General features: G+C 38.1%; 18 protein-coding genes and 4 tRNA genes. 7 read left to right on the top strand and 15 right to left on the bottom strand.

Translation table 11 applies throughout. The annotated features are described in order from the left end of the window. Positions 1 to 79 precede the first annotated feature (79 nt). Positions 80 to 1,006, top strand: coding sequence for a bestrophin family protein (locus H4J70_RS13185; RefSeq protein WP_182214260.1), 927 nt, complete (start codon positions 80 to 82; stop codon positions 1,004 to 1,006). A 33-nt stretch (positions 1,007 to 1,039) separates the two neighbouring features. After that, positions 1,040 to 1,564 carry a YqhA family protein gene (locus H4J70_RS13180; RefSeq protein ID WP_182214258.1) on the top strand — a complete coding sequence of 175 codons (525 nt, stop codon included), beginning with the start codon at positions 1,040 to 1,042 and terminating at the stop codon, positions 1,562 to 1,564. 831 nt (positions 1,565 to 2,395) lie between these two features. Here H4J70_RS13180 and H4J70_RS13175 read toward each other — a convergent pair. From H4J70_RS13175 to H4J70_RS13165, 3 genes are all read right to left on the bottom strand, one after another. Then, positions 2,396 to 3,613: an IS110 family transposase gene (locus H4J70_RS13175; protein ID WP_182251255.1), complete on the bottom strand. Its 1,218-nt coding sequence runs from the start codon at positions 3,611 to 3,613 to the stop codon at positions 2,396 to 2,398. A 305-nt stretch (positions 3,614 to 3,918) separates the two neighbouring features. Further along, complete coding sequence (locus tag H4J70_RS13170) at positions 3,919 to 4,914, bottom strand: IS110 family transposase (protein ID WP_182230386.1); 996 nt, start codon at positions 4,912 to 4,914, stop codon at positions 3,919 to 3,921. A gap of 647 nt (positions 4,915 to 5,561) precedes the next feature. Further along, entirely contained in the window at positions 5,562 to 6,749 is a 1,188-nt protein-coding gene (locus H4J70_RS13165) for a YbfB/YjiJ family MFS transporter (RefSeq protein WP_182251254.1), read from the bottom strand. Between the two features lie 384 nt (positions 6,750 to 7,133). On the opposite strand from H4J70_RS13165, the gene H4J70_RS13160 reads away from it, so the two are divergent. After that, positions 7,134 to 7,907 (top strand): sulfite exporter TauE/SafE family protein, encoded by a 774-nt coding sequence (locus H4J70_RS13160; RefSeq protein WP_182230385.1) that lies wholly within the window; start codon positions 7,134 to 7,136, stop codon positions 7,905 to 7,907. A 202-nt stretch (positions 7,908 to 8,109) separates the two neighbouring features. Here H4J70_RS13160 and H4J70_RS13155 read toward each other — a convergent pair whose 3' ends face one another. From H4J70_RS13155 to H4J70_RS13145, 3 genes are all read right to left on the bottom strand, one after another. Continuing rightward, complete coding sequence (locus H4J70_RS13155) at positions 8,110 to 8,757, bottom strand: DsbA family oxidoreductase (RefSeq protein ID WP_182214251.1); 648 nt, start codon at positions 8,755 to 8,757, stop codon at positions 8,110 to 8,112. A 133-nt stretch (positions 8,758 to 8,890) separates the two neighbouring features. Then, positions 8,891 to 9,397, bottom strand: coding sequence for a DUF6436 domain-containing protein (locus tag H4J70_RS13150; protein WP_182214249.1), 507 nt, complete (start codon positions 9,395 to 9,397; stop codon positions 8,891 to 8,893). A gap of 4 nt (positions 9,398 to 9,401) precedes the next feature. Continuing rightward, on the bottom strand, positions 9,402 to 10,868 hold the full coding sequence (locus tag H4J70_RS13145) for a methyl-accepting chemotaxis protein (protein WP_182251253.1): 1,467 nt from the start codon (positions 10,866 to 10,868) through the stop codon (positions 9,402 to 9,404). Between the two features lie 389 nt (positions 10,869 to 11,257). On the opposite strand from H4J70_RS13145, the gene H4J70_RS13140 reads away from it, so the two are divergent. After that, positions 11,258 to 11,731, top strand: coding sequence for a DUF2947 domain-containing protein (locus H4J70_RS13140; RefSeq protein ID WP_182214246.1), 474 nt, complete (start codon positions 11,258 to 11,260; stop codon positions 11,729 to 11,731). A gap of 28 nt (positions 11,732 to 11,759) precedes the next feature. On the opposite strand, the gene H4J70_RS13135 is transcribed toward H4J70_RS13140, so the two are convergent. The 3 genes from H4J70_RS13135 to H4J70_RS13125 all read right to left on the bottom strand — a co-directional run bounded on the left by H4J70_RS13135 (position 11,760) and on the right by H4J70_RS13125 (position 16,225). Further along, complete coding sequence (locus H4J70_RS13135; RefSeq protein WP_070377248.1) at positions 11,760 to 12,809, bottom strand: AI-2E family transporter; 1,050 nt, start codon at positions 12,807 to 12,809, stop codon at positions 11,760 to 11,762. A 105-nt stretch (positions 12,810 to 12,914) separates the two neighbouring features. Continuing rightward, the gene (locus tag H4J70_RS13130; RefSeq protein ID WP_182221723.1) at positions 12,915 to 15,488 is read right to left on the bottom strand and encodes an ABC transporter permease; all 2,574 of its coding nucleotides are present in this window, start codon (positions 15,486 to 15,488) and stop codon (positions 12,915 to 12,917) included. A gap of 2 nt (positions 15,489 to 15,490) precedes the next feature. Then, entirely contained in the window at positions 15,491 to 16,225 is a 735-nt protein-coding gene (locus H4J70_RS13125; protein ID WP_182230382.1) for an ABC transporter ATP-binding protein, read from the bottom strand. Between H4J70_RS13125 and H4J70_RS13120 the strand changes: the two genes are divergently transcribed. Both H4J70_RS13120 and H4J70_RS13115 read left to right on the top strand, forming a co-directional pair. Further along, positions 16,224 to 16,862 (top strand): arylesterase, encoded by a 639-nt coding sequence (locus H4J70_RS13120; RefSeq protein ID WP_182214241.1) that lies wholly within the window; start codon positions 16,224 to 16,226, stop codon positions 16,860 to 16,862. The genes H4J70_RS13125 and H4J70_RS13120 overlap by 2 nt on opposite strands. Before the next feature lies 1 nt (position 16,863). Then, the gene (locus H4J70_RS13115) at positions 16,864 to 18,438 is read left to right on the top strand and encodes a cation:proton antiporter family protein (protein ID WP_182214239.1); all 1,575 of its coding nucleotides are present in this window, start codon (positions 16,864 to 16,866) and stop codon (positions 18,436 to 18,438) included. A gap of 423 nt (positions 18,439 to 18,861) precedes the next feature. On the opposite strand, the gene H4J70_RS13110 is transcribed toward H4J70_RS13115, so the two are convergent. The 4 genes from H4J70_RS13110 to H4J70_RS13095 all read right to left on the bottom strand — a co-directional run bounded on the left by H4J70_RS13110 (position 18,862) and on the right by H4J70_RS13095 (position 19,641). Further along, a tRNA-Glu gene (locus H4J70_RS13110) sits at positions 18,862 to 18,937 on the bottom strand. 185 nt (positions 18,938 to 19,122) lie between these two features. After that, a tRNA-Glu gene (locus tag H4J70_RS13105) sits at positions 19,123 to 19,198 on the bottom strand. Between the two features lie 186 nt (positions 19,199 to 19,384). Next, positions 19,385 to 19,460: transfer RNA gene (locus H4J70_RS13100), tRNA-Glu, on the bottom strand. A gap of 105 nt (positions 19,461 to 19,565) precedes the next feature. Beyond that, a tRNA-Ala gene (locus H4J70_RS13095) sits at positions 19,566 to 19,641 on the bottom strand. 411 nt (positions 19,642 to 20,052) lie between these two features. Between H4J70_RS13095 and yvcK the strand changes: the two genes are divergently transcribed. Next, positions 20,053 to 20,961 (top strand): uridine diphosphate-N-acetylglucosamine-binding protein YvcK, encoded by a 909-nt coding sequence (gene yvcK / locus H4J70_RS13090; RefSeq protein ID WP_182214237.1) that lies wholly within the window; start codon positions 20,053 to 20,055, stop codon positions 20,959 to 20,961. Between the two features lie 73 nt (positions 20,962 to 21,034). Here the strand turns inward: yvcK and dcd are convergent, their stop codons facing one another. Beyond that, complete coding sequence (gene dcd, locus H4J70_RS13085; protein WP_070376602.1) at positions 21,035 to 21,631, bottom strand: dCTP deaminase; 597 nt, start codon at positions 21,629 to 21,631, stop codon at positions 21,035 to 21,037. Between the two features lie 51 nt (positions 21,632 to 21,682). Beyond that, the gene (gene apbC / locus H4J70_RS13080) at positions 21,683 to 22,780 is read right to left on the bottom strand and encodes an iron-sulfur cluster carrier protein ApbC (RefSeq protein WP_182214235.1); all 1,098 of its coding nucleotides are present in this window, start codon (positions 22,778 to 22,780) and stop codon (positions 21,683 to 21,685) included. Positions 22,781 to 22,854 lie beyond the last annotated feature (74 nt).

The following is a 22,854-nucleotide window of genomic DNA, read 5'->3' as shown; positions in this document are numbered from 1 at the left end:
ATTATTTATAGAGGGCTGACTTGTATCGGCAAACTATACTCAACCTAACTAATTCGGAAACATCGACTTCGAGGCAATAATGATTGTTAGAAATAAACCCAATGCATTCCAGCTGTTTTTTATTATACGCGGCTCTGTTGTACCACTTATTTTTCCACAAATAGCTTTTATGACTATTCTAGGAGCAATGGTAGCGGCGACTCAATATTATTATCCAGCAGTATTTCCAAATTTTACCTTGGCTCCGTTAGCGCTCTTGGGCATAGCATTGTCATTGTTCCTTGGTTTTAGAAACAATGCCTGTTATGACCGTTGGTGGGAAGCACGCAAGCAATGGGGACAACTCATTGTTGATTCTCGTAGCTTATCCCGTCAGGTGACTTCATATATCGATGGGGAAGCTAAAGGCGGAGTAGAAGTACAAAAACGCATGATACATTTAACTATCGCTTTTAATCATGCCTTACGACATCAACTTCGACAATCAGATCCTTGGCATGATATAGAAAAATATCTTGAACCAGAGGATATTGAACCGCTACGTCAGTCGAAAAATTTACCTGATGCTTTGCTACGTTTGATGGGGAAAAAACTAGGAACCTGCGGCCATAAAAAATTACTCTCAGACTTTTTAATGCAAAGTCTCGATGATCATATTACCTCAATGGCCTCAGTTCAGGCAGCATGTGAGCGTATTCAGAACACACCACTGCCGTTTGCTTATATGCTGCTAGTTCAGCGTACCGCTTATCTTTATTGTTTAATATTACCTTTTGGTATTGTTGCTTCACAGGGGTTAGTTACGCCGTTATTTTGCGCAATAGTGGCTTATACGTTTTTTGGTTTAGATGCCTTAAGTGAAGAGTTAGAAGATCCATTTGGCCTTTCTGCTAACGATTTAGCGTTAAGCGCAATGTCTCGTACTATTGAAATTAACCTATTAGAAACTTTGGGTGAAACCGATTTACCCACTCCTATTCAACCCGTAAAACACCGACTTGAATGATCTATATGAAAAAGCTATTGAAGGATTTAAAAAATGAAAGAAACATTTAATGTATTTAGATTTATTAGTTGGATAGCGATTATCTGTTCGCTATTGGGATCTGTTTTATTGTTTATCGTTGGGGCAATGAAGACTTATTCGGCCTATACGACGGTGTTGTTTGGGCAAGTGGCCAATGAAAGCTTGACCCACCTTGATACATCGGAAGTAGCAACGACTTATTTAATTAAATCGTTAGACACATTCCTCATTGCGCTTGTCTTGTTTATCTTCGCTCATGGTGTATTTACCTTATTTATTTGTGATAAGAAAGTTACAAATAAAACCTCTGTTCTCAGGTGGATAAGCACACCAAATATTGGTCGTTTAAAGAACATTCTGGGTGAGGTTATTGTTATCATCTTGTTTGTTAAGTTTCTTGAAATCATTTTGATTAACTTAAATAGCCTCACATGGGAGATATTAATACTCCCTGTTTCTATTCTCTTACTTGCTTTGAGTTTAAAGTTTTTAGGATTAGGTCGTGAAGAGAGAAAAATTGAAAATAACAGTGATTAAGTAATACTCAGTGAATCTTATCGATAAAATAGTACCCTATGAGAATGTATAAGGTGACTTGTACGTTCTCATAGCAGTTTGTTAATTGTGATCTTGTGATAGTTATACCTCTTTGAAATATAAATTCACCATCGGATCTATAATCCCCTCATCCCCCCCAGCAAATTAAATTTTCCATTTCATTTAAATATAACTTTGTCCTTATTTTTTTAACCTGCACTAAAACTCAATTACCCATGCGCTTGGTTGTTACAGTTTAGTAATTATGTTTTGCAAATAATGCTATTTATCCCCTTTGGGTAATTGTGTATTATGCTACCAACAAATAAACTTCTGAGTAAAAACAACATATATATGCTAGTGACTACCCAGCAGTATCACCTTTTATGGTAATCGACATTAAAAATATTGAGGTATAAAACATGATGGAAGCTACTTTACTTAGCATGGGAGTAATAGGAAAAGATGATCTTATGACAATAGAGACAACACAGAAACTCCTCAAAAGAATGTTAGTTTGGTCAGCTTCACTTATGAATAAGAAATGCAGAACAAGTAGCAGTCAATTTGATTAAAAATGAAGGAACAAGAAAGGCCGTTGTCTCAGTTATTGTAATAGCTAATAGTTTGGCCACTCTTTTGTGTTTTTCTACGACGGAATAGAGGTAAAACGTCATAGAATCAATATTATATTTCATCTGAATCTTCAAAATATCAGTGACCCCTAAGGTTGCTTAGTTATCTGTCAAGATAAGATAGTTCTACGCTTTTAACACTACAAATAGCTCAAAAATCTATCGATGCTAATGTCAGCTCTACGCCCTGAGACCTTTAACAAGCTTTTTCTTTAAAAAGTAATGGCGAATTTCTGTCGCTCAACGCTTTTAAATACTTGGCTTCATTGTATGGCTCTTTAGTTTTCCAGCATCGAAATACGATCCGTATCCACTTAAATGCTAATGAACGCACAGCTGCCTGGTGGGTATTACCTTTTTCCCTTTGTTGCTGATAATAAATTTTCGCCCAATAAGATTGCCTTATGCTTTTAGTAGCCCATTCTATAAATGATTGGCGAGTAAATTTAGAACACTGATATCGCCAATGAATCCAGCTCTTTTGACCACTACGCACTGTTACGGGTGCTATCCCTGCATACATTTGAATTTCCGATGCGCTATTGAATCGACTACGGTTTTCCCCAATAGCCACTAGTAACCTAGGAGCTAAACACGGGCCAGTACCCGGTAATGAGTTGTAAAGCTCTGCATCGGGCAAGGCATTAAACAACTCACTAATTTCTCTATCAAAGACCTTAATAACCTTCACAGCAACAAGCAGTTGGTGTGACTCGATAACTGCGTTATCGAGAGTGAGCGGCTCTGCTTCACTAATAGATTGAATTCGCTTAACGCTATATGCCGCAGTACGTCCAGGGTATGAGCAAAAAAACTTTTTCAACGTATCCGGTCTGGCTCTTTTAAGTTTTTGTAGGTTGGGCCAACGTGTAATGAAATCACAAAATATCCCCGATCCTCGGTGTGAAAACCAATCGAGTAAGTGAGGGTAATATTCTTTAAGAGTAATGATTAGTCGGTTGCTAAACCGCCTTTTATCATCGACTAACTTACGACGCTTTTCGACTAGATACGTCAATTTCCTAACCGATTCACTTTCCATTTTTAATGCTTTAATTTTATTCGGATATCTCAGCATTAAATCTAAAGCAAGCTCTGCGTCCGTTGGGTCGTCTTTTGCACCGCTGGGTGAAAAAGCTTTACGGTATTGAGCTAACATTGAAGTGTTAACTGGGTGAATAGTGACAAAATCAAACTTTTGAAGTGCGTAAACTATAGGCCCTTTGGATAGTTCAATAGCAACAGCTATTTGTCCTTTGTATTGCTTATGAAGACTGCTTATCCATTCGTTGATCGACTTAGGTGAGTGCTTAATTACTTCAAACTTTCGTGTACTTGAATTAGCCACTTGAACGCAGACATCGTGTTTATCATTTGCCCAATCAATACCAATATAAACTGAAAACTTAGTCATAATTACCTCCAATTGTCATTGTCAGCATGTATGCCAAAGCTTTTCGAAAGCGATATAGATAGCGTTTATGCGCAAGCCCTGAGATGCCGTATTGAAAGTCAAATGTTTTCCACAATATAATTCACTGGTAATTAAAGCAGAAAGACACAGTTTATCCTTCCCTTATTAGGGCAACAGTCTGCACACAACCCCCGAAAGTTATATGGACAAGGCAACTATGCTGTCCCGGTGGCAAAGGTTGAAAAGCTATTTAAGGAGCATATGATCGCCAAGATAAATTGGCGATCACTGAAACCCTATATTTATTACGTACTCTGCAATTGTACTTGGTAAGGCTGTTGGTGTTTCAGTACGCCAAAGCAAATATGAATAAGCTTTCTCATCGCCGCACCTAAGGCACACATTTTAGTTTTACCTGCAGCAAGGAGGCGGTCATAAAGTGCCTGTACATCAGGGTTTCTTCTGACGGCAACCATTGCTGGAAAGTAAAGCGCTTTTCGCCAACCGCTATTTCCTGCTTTAGACAATCTTGGCTTTCTATATTCTGATTTTCCTGACCTCTTCTCGATAGGATTTAAACCGACGTAAGAAGCGACTTCTGAAGCCGATTGGAAGTTTCTAGATCTGAGGATAAGCAATACAATCCAGGCTGTCTTCTCACCAACGCCTGGAATAGAAACCATTAGATCGAAGTCTTTCTTGATTGATTCAGTTTCATTGACGTGATTACGAATGTGTATCTGAAATGACTTTATTTCTTTTTCTAAACGTCTGATAGATTTGATAATTGATCGTTTCTCTATAGGGTGAGCATCATGACATTCATTCATTTTCTCTTGTCGATTTTTCTCCCGCTGCAATTCCTTTTCCAGTGTGCTAAGACGATTAATAAGACTTTGGAGCTCTGCTATTTCTTTTGGTACAGGCTTCCAAGCGATTAATTTCGTGGCCATAAGACCATATCTCGCAAGTACATTCGCATCAATGATATCGTTCTTACTCAAGACGCCGATACCTTCAGCAAACTTTCTTACTCTGCCAGTATTAGCCATGAAAACTGTAGCATCTAAAGCGTAAAGGTAAGCAACCAAGCTTTCGTGATAAATACTGGTTGGCTCTATGAGAAAAGACAGCTCTTTTATTGACAAGCTGGTTGTATTTTCAGACCACTCTACGAGCAATTTAAAACCTAGAGCATTGTTAGAACACTCCATTATTCTAGCTTTTTTTTGCTCTTTGTTACGTAAACATGCACAGTCTAGTTTTTCTTTACTTACATCAATTCCAATAAAATAGGACATGTCATTAATCTCCTCGTTAGACTCATGATATCCTCCCAAGACTTCCCTTGTGAATGCAGACTCACTGTTGATGCAGGGTCTAAGATGCCGTTCAGCCTTAAAAGGGGGGACCCATGACCTAAGGGCCTTATCTCAGGGACTAGCTCTTGCTTTGTATTCGTTCGGGCTCACTTCGGTCATGGATAAATTTACTACACTTTTCCTATTATTCACGGATAAATGCAGTAAAAGATAAAATACAAGTATTCGTTTTTAAGCTAAGGCGTACCTATGACATCGAAAGTAAAGCGGTAACCATCGAAATGATATCGTATCAATATTCGTATGAAATAGGCACATGGTCTGAACACCCTAATTATAGGTTTATTCAGACTGAAAGGACTATATCGTATCTAAGAAGACCTTAAGTTTTTCAACTCGTTATGTAAAGCGCACAAAGTGATCCTAAATATTCCGGTTGAATCTCAAGTATTATGACTGAAAAGTCGTTTTTTCAAAAAAGCCACCTTAACTGCATCCCTTTAAAAAACCACCAACCGTAAATGAGACTAATATCAATCGTTATGCGCAGTCATACTTGATAATAAACTTACCATTAACCTACAATGCGCTTTATCTGTGCCTGAAGATAAAGCATAAACTAAAATCTACAGCATGGTTTGATTCGCTTCTTTGAAGTTTAGCTTGGCATAAGTCAATAACAAAATACCACCCGCAACGATAATAGCCGTTAAATATAAGGCATAGTTATAAGTGGTAAATTGTTCAATAAGTGCCACACAATACAAGGGGGCAATAATTTGGCCAAGGCCGTAAGCTGATGTGATTGCGCCCATGATAAAGACCGGGTTTTTATTGGACAGCTGGCCAGCAAAATTCATAAACAAAGCAACTAAACCTATAAATGTTGCACCAAAAAACAAACCACTAATAAGGTTCATAATAATATTATTCGAAAAAGTAGGAATTAAAATACCAACAATCTGCAACAACATAGCGGCCATCATGATATTAATACTGCCAAAGCGATGTGCTAAACGCATCCATATAATACAAGAAGGGATGCCAGCAACACCAACGGCTAACCATACATAGCCGCCATATCCTGCTAATCCGTCTAATGAATTGACGATATCAGGCAGAAATGTTGCTTGTACCACCATACCGATACCTTCGGTAAAGTAAGCCAAAATTAAGACAATAACCATAGGTGAAAAAAGCGTTTTATCAAATTTGTGTTTCACTACTTCACTGTTTGGTTGTCTATCAAACCTTAAGATATAAGCCGAATAACAAGATAAAAAAGCGCCAAGGATAGCGAGTACTAGCCATGCATCTTTCCAATCGCCGCCAAAATAAAATACCGCTCTCATAACTAAATCAGTAATGACAATTGAAAAACCTAAACCGCTAAAGTGGATACCCATCGCCTTAGTCTTATTGGTGGCTTTTAGCTTTAACATAACAACAGCAGAGCCAACAACGAGCGCCATTGCCGCACCAAATCCCGCCAATAATCGCGCAATAATCCATAGAGTATTATTTTCGGTAATGCCTAAAACAAAAGAAGAAAGCACACAAAGGCACAAACCAAATCTAAAATACCTAACCTTGGCATGTATATCTTTAATAAAAATAGAAAAAACAGAGCCCATCAAATAGCCAAGATAATTGATTGAGGCAAGCACACCAGCGAAGGCGATGCTGATTGACTCCTCTAGCATAGTCGGTAACAGCGACGTAAAAACAAAACGAGCGACACCTACCCCAACCACAAGGGCTAAGATACCTGCTAATAAAATTGAGTGGTTACTGTCTCGGTGAAATTGTGGCATATTTGTCCAAAAAACATTTCTTCGCTATATCTTACACTGTATAACTAAAGGGGTAGATAGGTAAATCACCAATAATGATAAATGCTATACAAGATAATCATATAAATAATAATGACCAGAGACTTTATCTTTATAGATTATTTGGCACAAAAAAAATGAGTGCCAAGGCAATGATAATATTTAGTGCAATGAACAATTTTTCACGTAGGTAAATATTATCTCAATGTGCAACGTAATAGCCCCTTTCTATATAGCTTTACAGCGCTCCCCCCCTTTATAACCCCCTTTAACTTTTAGATTATCAGTAAACTATATGTTGCTATTGGACTCAATTTAAATATGTTATCGTCTAGCTAATTTAATCGCTCAGGTTTATTATTTTTAATGTCATTTGAATTGATTTTTCTGTTCTTTGCCGGTTTTTTTGGTGGTGTGCTTAACTCAGTTGCTGGTGGCGGGAGCTTTATTACCTTCCCCGCACTTATTTTTGTTGGCCTTCCTCCCATTATCGCAAATGCGACCAACACTTTTGCCTCATGTGCCGGCTATATGAGCGGTACTTATGCTTTTCGAAAAGAGATTGCTGCTAATAAAGCTCAACTGCCATTCATTATAACAATCAGCGTGATCGGCGGTATTATCGGTGCATGGTTATTACTAAAAACACCTGAAGTGTTGTTTCGTGAGGCTATCCCTTGGTTACTGTTATTTGCGAGTGTATTGTTTGTTTTTGGCGGCAAGATTAATGCTGGACTTAAAGAATTGGCAGTCAATCACCAACATGCCTCATCAATAGGTAGTTTATTACTGATCATTGTTCTGTTAGGTATCGCTATTTATGGTGGTTTTTTTAATGCCGGTTTAGGCATAATTACCCTTAGCTATCTGGCATTAGCTGGTCACACTAATATCAATACAATGAATGGCTTAAAGCTATTGATATCCTCAGCAGTATCAATAATTGCTATCACAGTGTTTATTTACAATGATGTGATTGCCTGGTATCAAGGAACTATTGTGCTATGTGGCACATTAGCTGGAGGTTATATTGCTGCTAATGTTTCACGCAAATTGCCACAAGCTAAGGTCAGGTATTTTGTTATTTTCGCGAGTATTATAACCACTCTGTATTTCTTTTATGATAGTTATGCGAGCTAACGTTTAGATAAGCTTTCGCCCCGCAACATCCGGTGATATTAATGAGATGGTAAGTTAAGTGGCAGCGTTTATTGGTTAAAAATGTAACCAAAGCGCATTCGAATAAGAACCTTGTAAAACTAATAGCAGTTTATGTAAGGCCGATTAAATCCACTTAAATACCATTTGAACGTTTATTTATAAAGGGTTGTTAGGCCGTTTCTTAACTTTCTTTAGCTATTTCACGTAATGCTTGTTCAAAAACATCCGCTGGCTGACCACCACTGATCAAATGCTTATCATTGACTATCACGGCAGGCACTGAGCTTATGCCCATTGATTGATAATGGCGTTGCAAAGTACGCACCTCTTCTTCGTATTCATCAGACGCTAATATTTGTTGAGCCTTTTCTTTATCTAAACCAACACTTTGCGCTACATCGAGTAGCTTTTGATGATCACTGGGATCGCCACTCTCTTTAAAATATAGATCAAACAAGGCGAGTTTAAGTTCAGTCTGCTTATTATATTCTTTTGCCCAATGAAGCAGCCGATGTGCATCAAATGTATTATATATTCGACCACCACCACGGTTACCAAATTCATAACCAAGCGCTAAACCTCGTTGCTTGATCATCAGTCTATTTTGCTCACTTTGTTCAACACTAATGCCGTATTTTTCGGTAATGTGTTCGGTAATATCCTGACCTTCTTTTGGCATATCAGGATTGAGCTCAAACGGTTGCCAGGTGATATCAACTGAAATATCATCCGCAAGTTTGGTTAATGCTTGATTTAAAGACTGGTAACCAATAATACACCAAGGGCAGGAAACGTCGGAGACAATGTCTAATTTAAGGTGTTTACTCATATTTTTTCACTTGAAATTTGTTGGTAAAATAACTTAAATTATTTGCAGCGTTTAAGCCGAGTAAAAAATAAGCTAAGTAAAGAAAACTAACCATGACAATAAATGGTTAGCGATAGATTAACATAAAGTAGTTTTATACATTGCAATAACAACCTTTCGCTTCTTTAACAACAAGATTAGCGGCATAACCTTTTAAGTAGTTATTTAACATAGTCTGGGCATAGCCTGACGTTTGCGAGCAAGCTAAACCTTGCCCATAAGGACCAAAATAGACAACCTCTCCTGATTCATCTATTAGTGCTACAGAGGGCGTGGAGGGAATAACATTGTGCTCATTAATGACAACATTCTTTATTAAAAAATCATTAGCACCCGCCAGTTTATTGAGATCTTTAATATGTTTTTCACTGTACTGTTGGCATTTACAACTCGGTGTAGAGAAATGGAGTAGTGTTTTTTGACCCGTCATATTGGCCGGCTTGGCATAAGGTAACAAATAACCAGATAGCTCCTGATTTCCTACACCCGCTAACTTATTACTCTCATCAAACTCGACAAGCCTATCTTTTATCAGGTAACCAAATGCAGATAGCGTAAAAGCTATCCACACGGTAAGTACTCCCCACTGAAGTTTCGACATTAGTTTATTTAAAACGAGAAATATTAAGTGCCATTGCATTCGAGGTAACACTAACACTATCGGCCTCTGAAGCTAATGCTTGGACTCTTTCTCTGTCGACTAAAGCTGTATCTCTTAACGTTTCGGCACTTTTTGCTATATCTGCAGTGGTTACTGATTGTTGCTCAACCGCTGCGGCGACATTAATCGATATAGCACTGGCATGCTCCACGAGTGCTGACGCTTGAGCTATTTGTTTTTGAGCTTTATCAGCACTTTCAATGACCGATTGAACAATCCCAATACTATGGGTCATTGAATCTGTTGTTAACTTAGAGTAACTTTTTAACAAGGAAAGCGTTTGACCTATTTTGTCAGTACTTTCTTTAGTGCGAGTTGCTAACGCACGGACTTCATCGGCAACAACAGCAAACCCTCGACCTTGCTCTCCTGCTCTTGCTGCTTCTATTGCCGCGTTTAACGCTAATAAATTTGTTTGCTCAGCAATACCACTTATTTCAGATAATACCTTCGAAATAGCTTCTGTAGAGTTAGCGAGATCGTTCACTTGTTCGCTGGTCTTTTCAAGTGCAGATGTTAAGTTTTTGTTTTGATTATTAATGCTAATAATTTCTTCATTGGATGCCTTCGTAAAGTCAGTAGCTTCTTTCATCTGATCACTTAACTGAGTCGTTTCTTGCGCGATAGATGCTACTGTTACTGCCATTTCTTCTGCCGATGTCGCAATCACTTCAGTTTCTTGTTGACGCTGTGCTGTCGAGCTTTCAAGTTCTTCTTTGGTTCTATTTAAATTTTGTGAGTTAGCATTTAATTCGACAACTTGCTCTTTTACCCCTTGAATAACCTTTGATAATAAGTCTAATAATTCATTAAAAGACAATAAGGTTGTATTATTATTTGCTCTTGCCTTGATGCTCAAGTCAATCGCATTGACATCAACCGTTAATGAAGTCGCCACTAACGATAATTCTTTACCTGCTTCACTTTCTACTTTCATGGAATGTGCTATGTAGCCAGCAATAATAGACTCAGTAATAGCATAAACAGCATGTATTATAACGGTTGAGAAGAGCAATCTATCTTCGTCAAAGATATAAACACCCGTATCATTTACCTGCAAGTAGTAAAAAGAAAAATGGTGTACGGCAACAACAAGAATAGCGGTGATGAATACCCGCCAATCTTGAAAAATAATTAAAAACGCTAAAAGGATAAAAATTTCGAAATGAACTTCAATTAAGCCCTGTGCTTGATGAATATGCAAGGCTGCAAATATCATGACTGCGAGCGCTGAAACATGACCTGAAATAGCACCATCTCCGGCTGTTTTGTAGAAGTATATCGGCACAAGTAATGCAGGTAGGCCAATAATAAGTGCTGATAGGTATGAATCATAGATGAAAGCCAAGAGCAAACTTTCAGCAAATAAAATACATAAAAGGTATGTAAATAGTGTGTTATTTTTATTCATTTTTATCCCGTTATACAGACATAATTAACATCAATTTCACTATGGTTAAAGTTCGACATATTAGGGTTCAATTGCTACCATCGCAAATAAAACCTAGCCCTGTAAATCTCTGAAATCCCTGTAAATCGCGCTTTAAATCAAGATACCATAACTTTAGTTCAATAAAATTGACAAATCAATATCATAAGTATTTAAGTCAGTTAATTTAATAGCTATTGGCTTAGTTAGATAATACCTAAGCGGTTAAATATTTATAAAAATATGTTTTATTTAGCTTGGCTATACAGGCGATATAAAAAATAACCCAGGTTCAAGATAAAAAACTCAATCATAATGGTGTATCATCTGCCTACTTCTGCTTATAACATTAAACCAATACTAGTGAATTCATGAATTATATTCCTTTAGATGACCTTAAAAATGCTTGGATTTTTAGACATAAAAGCCTGCCGATCAATGATAAAGATAAAACAAAAATAAAACCTATGGTTCAAGCACGAGCACAAGTTGTTTGGGATACCTTTATTAGTCGACAAGTCGACCATCCTGATTTTTTCAAAAAGGGTGATTGGCCATTTGAAGAAACAACTTGGCAGAAAACATTGGCATGGGAAAGTATTTGGGATAGTGAACAAGCAGAATTGCCTGCAGAAGTTGTTGCTCATTTAGCGTGGGACAATAATACCGTGGTTTATTTTTGTAGTGCAAAAAACAATGTTATTGAAACAACTTGGGCTGTTTTCCAGCGTTGTTGGAAGAACTTTCTTTTTATGGATGATGGACCACTTCTTATCGGCAAAAAGCGTAAAGAAGCGGTGCAATTTTTATCTAATGGTCAATGTAAGCTTGGTTTAAAAAAGTAAAGACAGATACAGCCAATTAAATTTAGGCTTAGCGCTTAACATGTTCAAGTTCGTTAATATCGTCTTCACCTGACAATAGCACAGCAAACCAACGACCTTCTTCTGCGTTCTCTAAGCCTATTTTAATGATCATGGTTAATGGCACCGAAAGTAACATCCCTACTGAGCCGAGTAACCATCCCCAAAAGATTAATGACAGAAAAATCACTAAGGTTGACAACCCTAAGCCTTTTCCTAAATAACGAGGTTCAACAATATTTCCCATCACCATATTAATAGTGATATAGCCTAAACCGATAAGACCGGCCTCAGGCAAACTCAATTGTAATACGGCCAGTGACATCGCCGGAACCGCTGCGATAATAGAGCCAATATTAGGAATATAATTAAGCAGAAAAGCAAGCACACCCCAAAGCAAGTAAAAGTCTAAACCAAACGCCCAGAGCATTATTGACACTATAATACCGGTAGCAATACTCACTAAGGTTTTAATCGCTAAATAGTTATTTACCGAGGTAAGAAAACGGTCTATTTGCTTTAAGCGCATTTCGGGATCCGCTAAAGCAAAATGTAACTTTTTAGGTAAAGACGAGGCTTCAAAAAGCATAAATATAACCGTGATGATAATAAGAAATAAATTGGCCATCACACTGCCTAATCCGCTAAGCATATCGGCTGCTAAGCCCATGGCTGCAGCGGGGTCAAAATATTCCATTAATAACGCTGACGATATAATAATATTTTTATCGGCTAACTGCTCAGTTATCCAAATAAACTGTACTCTTAATTGCTCGCGATATTCAGGTAATTTAAGGGATAGTTCGGTGAGTGATTTTCCAACTAACCCCGCAAGAGATAAAGCAACAATAACGAACAAGGCTATGACTAAAAGTACCGCTATTACTTTTGGTATTTTATAACGGCTAGCGCGGGCAATAAGCGGGTTACAAATAATAGCGATGAAAACAGAAAGTAAAAAAGGTACTAAAATATTAGCAGCCGTTTTTATCCCTGCAAAAACAATAAACAGTGCTGCGGTTACTACTAGCATTTTTACTGCACCGCCTGATTTTTCCATTAATCCCATAGTGTTAACTTTATCATTTAAAAAACCTTACTATACCCGAAACTTAAATCTAGTGTTAATAAACTTAAATTTCGATTGTTAACAAGCAAGCGCGGTTTACATTGTTCGACGGATCAAGGTCAAACTTGACATATTCAATAATCGCCAACAACTTAGCATGCCCATGATACCAACAAATCCAGCGCCAGCAGCGATACCCACTAACCAGTAATTGAAATGAAAGCTCGCCGACATTTCAAAGACTTGCGTTTGCAAGAAAAACACCGCTATTTCCATCGCAATACTCGCCATTAACCCCGCAACAGCGCCAAGTGCAACAAACTCAAACAATACGCTATTTCGCAGTAGTGAACCTTTCGCGCCTAAGGTACGCAATATCGCTAACTCTCGCTCACGCTCTTCCATACTTGCTTGCACTTGTGCAACCAACACTAAACTACCCGCTAAAATAACTAACACTAAAATAAGTTCAATCGCGATTGAAACTTGCTCTATCATGCTGGTCAGTTGTTTCATAATTGCACCAAAATCCATAATTGAGATGGTAGGATATTGGCTTAAAAAGCGATAAACTTCATTTTTTTGTTGATCTGATATCATCCACGCCGAAATAGAAGTGGACTCTATATCGATAACGGCAGCTTCATTGAAAATCATAATAAAATTTAACTGTCGACTCTTCCAGTTAACGTCGCGAATACTAGTAACCGGCACAGTGAATTCGTCAGTACCAATAGTAAAAGTGAGCTCATCGCCAAGTTTAACATCTAAACGTTCAGCCATACCTTTTTCCATAGAGACTTGTGGTAAAGTATCCTCTATTTGCCACCATTGCCCTTCGATAACTTCATTGGTCAAAGGTAATTGCTCTTGCCATGTTAAGCTTAATTCACGGCCAGCACCTTTTCGCTCTTTTGGCTTTTCTTTATCCTCTACCTTGGGTTTGTCTGTGTCGGTCGTTGCTGAATCTTTATTCTCATCCTCGTCAATTTTGACTGTTTTTTCACCATTAATCGCTGATAAACGTCCTCGAAAAATAGGATAAAACCCCTGATTATCGAGATTGAGCTGCTCGGTAAAAGCTTGCAGTGGTGCAACTTCTTCATTGGCAATATTAAGTAAATAATGATTAGGCGTGTTTTCCGGGAACTGTGCTTGCCACTCATCAATAATTGAACTTTTCATTACCGTTATTAGTAGTAATAACTGAATAGCGATAGTAAAACTGACTAATTGCACACTATTTTCATTGGCGCGGCGCTTTAAGTTTGCTAAAGCCAGATGCCAAGCTTTACCGGCTTTAGCACCAGCACTTCGCCCTGCCCCCATGATTAATCGCCCTAAAAGCAATAAAACACCAGAAACTAATATACCACCTAACAACAATGACAAACTCATAACGAGATCGCGACTAAATAACATCAGTAGCGCAAAGAGTGCCAGTAGTGGGATCACTTGATGCCAACCAAACCTTGGTAATTCATTTTTACTAAAACCGCGAATAACATCGAGTGGTTTCGTTGAAATTAATTCAGTAATAGGATGAATGGCAAAGGCAACCGCACAAAGCACTCCCGTTATTACAGCAGTGATAAATGGTTTAAACGTTAGTTGGCTTTCATCTAATGACAAGTAGCTTTCTATAGCACTCACACCGGCGAGCATCAGCATATAACCAACAACAAGCCCTACTATGATACTTATTAAGCTAAGTAAGCCCCAGTGCAGCATATACAATTTTTTTACATGAGACGTTGAAGCGCCTAACGCTTTAAATACTGCAACCATAGGTTGATGACGTTGCCCATACCGTCGACTGGCAACCGCAACAGCAACAGCAGCAAGCACAATACCTAACATACTGGCTAACGATAAAAACTTCTCTGAGCTGTCTAAGACCTTTGATAGACGGTTTTTTGCTGATTTAGCATCGTACCAATTTTGAGTTTCATTGAGTTGTGGCTTTATCCAGGTTTCAAATGTTTCAATATCGTCACGCTCCCCCGCAAACATATATTGATAATAAACGCGACTGCCGGGCTTTATCAACTGGGTTTTCTCAATATCTTTAATATTAAGAAATATAGTGGGTCCGGCAACAAACATACGGTATGAACGGTCAGGAATTTCTACAATAACACCGGCAACAGTCAGCGGGAGAACACCGACTTCTATTGTGCCACCGATTTTAACATCAAGACGGCTAAGAATACTTTCTTCTACATAAGCCGTTCCTTGTTGTGGCGCGCCAACCGAGCTGGGTATTTCTTGATCTAGCGACGTTTTAACAAGAAGCTCGCCGCGCAAAGGATATTTTTCTGAAACAACATCAAGTTCAGATAACAGCATGTTATCACCTGAAAAAACCATAGAATCGAGTAATATTTTCGAGGCGACATTGAGCGATAAACTATCACTTTTATCAAGGTATTCGGTCGGTATTACTCGGTTAGAGCCCAGCACCCGATCGGCTGCTATGGTGTTAGCGCTGTTGGTGATGATAGCTTGCTTAATTTGCTCTGAAAAACCCGTTAATGAAAATACTGTGCCGACTGCGAGAACAATCGCTAAAAATATAATGGTTAAGTCACCGCGGCGAAACTCATGATGTAACAGTCGTAATGATTGTTTAACCCAAGTCTTTGATGGTTTTACCCTTAATTCAGTCATCGTTAACCTACTTTCATATGAGCAGGAAGTTCATCTTGATTGGCGTTGTTGAGATTAACCTCTTGTAAAACGCCGCTGTCCATTTCAACTTGACGTTGACAGCGCTGGGCTAATTTTGGATCGTGAGTGACCAATATTAAGGTGGTGCCATGTTTTTCATTTAATTGAAAAAGTAAATCGGCGATATGAACGCCTGTTTTGGTATCTAAATTGCCGGTAGGTTCATCGGCGAATAATACGTCGGGCTTGGTAATAAAAGCGCGAGCAATAGCGACCCGTTGTTGTTCACCACCCGATAATTGTGACGGATAGTGTTCAGCACGTTCACCAAGGCCTACAGCATCAAGTAACGCCAGTCCTTGTTGTTTTGCATCAGGTAAATTTGCTAATTCAGCCGGCAACATAACATTTTCAAGTGCAGTTAAACTGCTAATTAATAAAAATTGCTGGAAGATAAATCCAACGTGATCTGCTCGTACTTGACTACGTTGCTCTTCATTAAACTGGTGCAATGGGTGGTTTTTAAGATAAACTTCACCTGACGTAGGTAAATCTAAGCCCGCTAAAATAGCTAACAAGGTTGTTTTTCCTGAGCCTGATGAACCTACTATTGCTAATGTTTCACCTGTATTGACCGTTAGGTCAACAGGTTGAAGTAGATCAAGAGTTTTCTCTTCTAACTGCACAGACTTAGTTAACGCACTTACTTTTAATATGGCTTCGGAATTTGACTTCATGAATAAACATCCCATTTATATTTTGTTTTTAAGCTTAATAGCTTTAATTTCTATATCTTTTTCGACATTGGCTAACCCTTCAGCCAAGCATTCTATTTTACTACTAGGTGATAGTGTTAGTGCAAGCTATGGAATGAAAGAAAACCAAGGCTGGGTTCACCTGCTAAATACACAATTAACTACGCAAAAAAGTCCTTATAAGATCACTAATGCTAGCATTAGTGGTGAGACTACAACAGGCGGTTTATCAAGGTTACCTGGGATATTAGCCAAAGAAAAAGTTGACCATTTAGTGATAGAACTTGGTGGCAATGATGGTCTTAGAGGCTACTCACCAAAGAAAATTAAAAATAATTTGTTACAAATGATAAAGCTCGCTCAAGATAAAAACATTCCAGTGTCACTCTATCAAATCAAAATCACCCCAAATTATGGGCCTCGTTATAATAAAATGTTCGAACAAGTATTTATTGATGTTGCCGCTGAAACTAACATTAACTTGTTACCTTTTTTTGTTGAGCCATTAGTCACCGACGCCAGTTTAATGCAAAAAGATGGCATTCACCCAAATGTTAAAGCTCAGCCAATTATTGCTGAATTTGTTGCTAGTCAGTTTACAGAAATCATGGAAGAATAATATGGATTTTATTTGGATTCTATTTGCCTTTGGTTGTGGGATGGCAGCAAAGTCATTTTCATTACCACCATCAATTGGTTATCTCTTTGCAGGGTTTTTACTAAATTTTCTCGGTTTTCAAGCCGACGACAGTATCAATACATTAGCAAACCTAGGCATCACCTTAATGTTATTTACTATTGGTTTAAAACTCAATGTTAAAGACTTATTAAAAAAAGAAGTTTGGTTAGGTAGTTTGTCTCATAGTGTCACTTGGGTGTTAATAGGTGCTTTGCTGCTAAAATTACTTGCCCTTGCTGCTATTAGTTACTTTGCTGACTTGTCTTTTTACACCTTAGGGTTAATTATTTTTGCCTTGAGCTTTAGTAGTACGGTTTGTGTCGTTAAGCTGATGGAAGATCACGGCGAAATGCGCACGCGCCACGGTAAATTAGCCGTGGGAATTTTAGTGATACAAGATATTGTCGCGGTAATATTTTTAGTGGTGGCGACCGGTAAGTCTCCAACATTATGGGCTTTACTGTTGTTGAGTGCCTTTTTTATAAAGCCGTTAATCAATAAACTTATTGACCAAGTAGGTCACGGTGAACTTATTCCGCTAACCGGATTTTTCTTAGCCTTTGGTGCCTATGAACTTTTCGAGTTAGTGAGCATTAAAGGTGATTTAGGCGCCCTGCTCGTCGGGATGTATTTGGCTTCGCACAGTAAAGCCAGTGAAATTAATAAATCATTGATGGGCTTTAAAGATCTCTTTTTAATTGGTTTTTTCTTATCTATTGGTTTTACCGCATTACCCACAGTAGAAATGCTTGCGATGGCAGGTCTACTAACTTTACTTATCCCTGTAAAATTTTTCTTATTCTTTTTCTTATTCACACAATTTAAATTACGTGGCAGAACCTCTTATTTAACAGCACTAGCATTAAGCAATTTTAGTGAGTTTGGTTTGATCATCGCTTCGCTATCAACAAAAAATGGCTGGTTAACAAATGATTGGTTGGTCATTTTGTCCTTGGCTGTTTCCTTATCGTTTATTATTACTAATATCACTTATAACTTTGCTCATCGGATTTTCACCCGACATAAATTGTTTATTTGTAAATACGAAAGAAAAAGTAAACTCAGTGAAGATAACTTTATACAACCTTGTGATGCACCGATTGTTGTAATTGGTATGGGTCGCGTTGGTATGGGCGCTTATAAAGCTTTAGACAGCCAGGCTACGGGTCAAGTATGGGGATTAGATGCCGACCAAGGTAAGATCGCTTGGTTGAATGATAATGACGTGCAAGCATTTTGTGGTGACGCGGAAAATATTGATTTTTGGGAAAATATAGAAATAGAGAAACTAGAGTTAATCTTGCTCGCCCTGCCAAAAATTCAAGATATTAAAAATATAACCTTACAATTAAGACATGCAAATTATCAAGGTCAAATAGCGGCTATTGCTCGGTTTGATGATGAGCGCCAAGAAATTGAAACCTTTGGCGTAGATAAAGTGTTTAACTTCTATACTGAGGCTGGCGTTGGTTTTGCTGAGGAAAGCTTAGCGATGATCAAACCGAATAAGCAGTAATATAATGACTTCAACCAGTACTCTGGCCACTAAAGATTGATTGCTAATAAGTAACAGATCATCCTGTTACTTTGCTTTTACTATCGCCTTTAGGCTGCTCAGTAAACTCATAAGACTGTCAGATGGTGAACCCAGCGACTAAAGATCACTGGGTTTGATCGACGATGTTCGATAAAATAGTGGTACCACGACGTAAAAGCTAAAGCATCTTAGCAGACAAACTCGAAAAAGGTGATCCTACGTCACTTTGTATGTTACAAGCTTAGCAATGTAACACAGGATTGCTTAAATGCTTAAAATAGACTTAAGGTAATATTCTTATTGAAACATCAAATTTCAGGCATAAAAAAACCGACAATAAGTCGGTTTTTTTATATCACTTATAGCACTGACTCTTTAGTAACTGGTTACATAAAAAATAAGTGGCATCCCTAAGGGGATTCGAACCCCTGTTACCGCCGTGAAAGGGCGGTGTCCTAGGCCTCTAGACGATAGGGACACTAAAACTATTGAGTAAGTAAACATTGAATAAACAAGGTTTAGCTACTTAGAAAAGCATCAAACAAGATTTTCATCTCGCTTTTATGATTGAAACATTCTTCAATCAAAGGAAACAACAAGACCTAGTTTGTTATACCCTTTTTACCTATTCATTAACTTCCAATAAAGGAAATAAAAAATAAGTGGCATCCCTAAGGGGATTCGAACCCCTGTTACCGCCGTGAAAGGGCGGTGTCCTAGGCCTCTAGACGATAGGGACACTAAAACTATTGAGTAACTGAATATTGAATAAACAATTTTCAATTACTTAGAAAAGCATCGGACAAGATTTACATCTTGTTTTTATCATTGAAAACATTCTTCAATCAAAGGAGATAACAAGACCTAGTTTGTTATACCCTGTTTACTTATTTAATTACGGCCAATATGGCGATAAAAAAATAAGTGGCATCCCTAAGGGGATTCGAACCCCTGTTACCGCCGTGAAAGGGCGGTGTCCTAGGCCTCTAGACGATAGGGACACAAATACTATCGTGAAAAGTAAACTTTTCTATTTTAAGTGATAAAAAACACTTAAAACCAATATTATTTAAATAAAGATTAACTTAATTAAATAACTTAAAACTTGGTGGAGCTATGCGGGATCGAACCGCAGACCTCTTCGCTGCCAGCGAAGCGCTCTCCCAGCTGAGCTATAGCCCCGCTACAAATTAATAACATGGCCTAATATGCTATAAATTCATTGCCTAACAAATGATTAATCACTCGTTGAAAGCGAGGCGCATTCTAAGCACCCGTCCTAAAACTGTCAACTATTATTTTAGATAAAAAGGTGTTTTTTGCAAAGTTTTTAGTTAAGTGTTTACTTAAACATCAACTTGACTATTTTTTGTTTAATCAGTGATTTATCAATATCAACTTTTCGAAAGCGCTTTTATTTATCTGCAATTAAGCGATGTCACTAATGTTAAACGATTATTTATCTACAAGGTGCTATTTTTTCCCAATTTCAAAAAATACATCTAGGCAAGCTCAATGAAATAAGGGTTTATAGTTTCTTTATGACAAAATTGGGGTTAAAGTTGTACTAAGATATAATAATAAGAATTTTTCATGCAGCTAGAAAAGCTAAATGTTGTCGCTATTGGTGGCGGACACGGTTTAGGTCGTGTGTTATCTACTCTCTCTTTTTTAAAAAAGCAGTTAACGGGTATAGTAACCACAACCGATAATGGAGGCTCTACTGGCCGTTTACGCAGGCGCAGTAGTTCTATTGCTTGGGGTGATTTACGTAATTGCTTAACATTGCTTGTTGATGAGGACTCTGTTGGCAGCCAGTTATTTGACTTTAGATTTGATGGGCAAGATGAACTCGGTGGTCACAATCTAGGTAATCTTATTTTATATGCCTTGGGGAAATTGCAATCTCGGCCACTTGATTCGATAAAACTTGTCAGACGTTTATTAGGGGTTAGAACGCCTTTATATCCGATGTCAGAGACACCAACCGATCTAATGGCCTTCTACCCTAAGGGACGTTGTAAAATAGGTGAACTCTCGGTTGATAAAATGCCGATAATGCCAGAAAAATTATTATTGGCCCCGTTGGTTAAAACCTTGCCTTTGTGTATTGAGTCAATAAGGTCTGCTGATTTGATTATTTTAGGCCCTGGGAGCTTTCTTACCAGCGTTATTCCACCCTTGTTAGTGCGAGATATTACTAAAGCGATTCAGGCAAGCTCAGCTCATTGTGTGTTTATTGAGAACTTAGCTCCAGAAGACAGTCCTGCCGCAGCATTATCATTAGATGAGAAACTTAATTGGATCAAAGAAAATATTGGCTGCTTACCTATTGATAGTGTTATTTGTCAAAATGAAACGGTTACATCTACCATTTTGCCCGTTATTCATTGCGACCTTTCTAATGGTTCAGACAGTCATAACCATGATAAAGAGAAACTGTTACAGGCATTAAAACTTTGCATAAGTGGTATTGATAAACAAAATAGTATTTCTGCCTAGTTTCTAGACTGCTGATAAAAAGCCGTAAAATGATCATTCATTTTACGGCTTTTTAGTTTTTAGTTTTTAGTTTTTAGTTTTTAGAAGCTTCGTCTTGACTAATACGGCTAGCAACAGCACCTGTTTGATTTTTATATTTTGCATCTTCACGTTTATTATAAGGACGTGCAGCGCTTGAAGACATAGTTTCAAAGTTTAGTGCCGCTATCTTCATTTTAGGGCGAAGTGCCAAGGGAAGCTTACCACTATTATAAAACTCTAAAACAATCTGCCCAGACCAACCAGGATCGATGCGATGTGCGGTAACATGGACCATTAAGCCCAAGCGCGCTAATGATGAACGACCATCCAACCAACCAACGATATTATCAGGTAGAGTGACCGACTCATAGGTAACCGCTAGCGCTAATTCACCTGGATGTAAAAAGAAAGCCTCACCATCAGCGATAACAATTTCATCACTCATCACTGAGTCCATCGCTTTTTGCATTTCAGCTTTGGGGCCACTTAAGTCGATATAAGGTGCGGTATGATCTTGAAAAACGCGAAATTCGTTACCTAAACGAATATCAACACTTACCCCTGAAATCATACTGCTATCGGGTGCAGGGGTAATAATAATTTCACCTCTTTCAAGCGATGTTTCTATGTCTTTGTCGGACAATCTCATGTTAGTTCTTCTTACGTTATTACTTTAAGGTTAGGGAATTAGCTATAAAGGCTAATCTTCAATCAATAGTTTTGCGGTATTTGGACTGCGTGAATCCAACTGCAGATATAACTGTGCAGCGATAGTTCGCGCTATCTTACGGTATTGCTCACTGATGTTACTAGTGTTATCTGTTAATAATGGCGAAACCCCTTGGTCTGCATCGCGACGAATACTGACATCAAGCGGCAGTTGTCCTAAAAGTTGCGTATCATATTTATTAGCAACCCGTTGACCTCCACCTTCACCAAACAAGTGTGATTGATGACCACAATTTTCGCATTGGTGATAACTCATATTTTCAATAATACCGAGCACAGGTACTTTTACTTGTTCAAACATCGCAATACCCTTTATCGCATCAGCCAGTGCTATATCTTGTGGTGTGGTAATAACCACAGAAGCTGCCACGGGTACTTGTTGTGATAACGTTAATTGAATATCACCGGTGCCTGGGGGCATATCAACAATTAAATAATCTATACCTTGCCAATCAGTTTCGTTAAGTAATTGACTAAAAGCTCTGCTTGCCATTGGACCTCGCCAAACAGTTGCATCATCTTCATCGACTAAAAAACCCAGCGACATTGCGCTTAAACCATTAGCATTTATTGGCGTGAGTAACTTACCATCATCAGAGCTAGGCTTTGCTCCTTTTAAACCCAGTAATGTAGGAACTGATGGGCCATAAATGTCAGCGTCTAAAATGCCAACCGAGGCTCCTTCTGCGATTAACGCATAGGCAAGATTAACAGCTGTCGTCGACTTCCCTACTCCACCTTTTCCTGAGGCAATAGCAATAATATTCTTTATACCTAAGAGTTCATGGCGGCGAACCGGCTTAACATTGTACTTAACATCAAAACGAACGGTCTGCTTAACTTCTTTAGTAAGCATTTCAGTTAATAATTGTATTTCACTATTGCAAGGGAAAGGTAAAGACAATTTAATGACAATATCATTACCTTTTTCTAAGGTAATTTCAGGGTCAATATCAGGATATAGAATTCCTTGAGGAAAATTTTCACTTCGATAACGATTTAAGCTATCAACAAGCGTTTGTTTAGCGTCACTGGGGAGTGTTTTTGACGAAAATATCTTTGAGAACATTTTAAAAGGCACTTTATCGCGTTTAGGCAATAATTATTAATGAAAAGTAATTACAAATTCTGTACCATTCCCCT

It is taken from the genome of Colwellia sp. BRX8-9 (assembly GCF_014077245.1).
Lineage (GTDB): Bacteria > Pseudomonadota > Gammaproteobacteria > Enterobacterales > Alteromonadaceae > Colwellia_A.
This window is presented reverse-complemented; position numbering and strand designations above follow the sequence as displayed.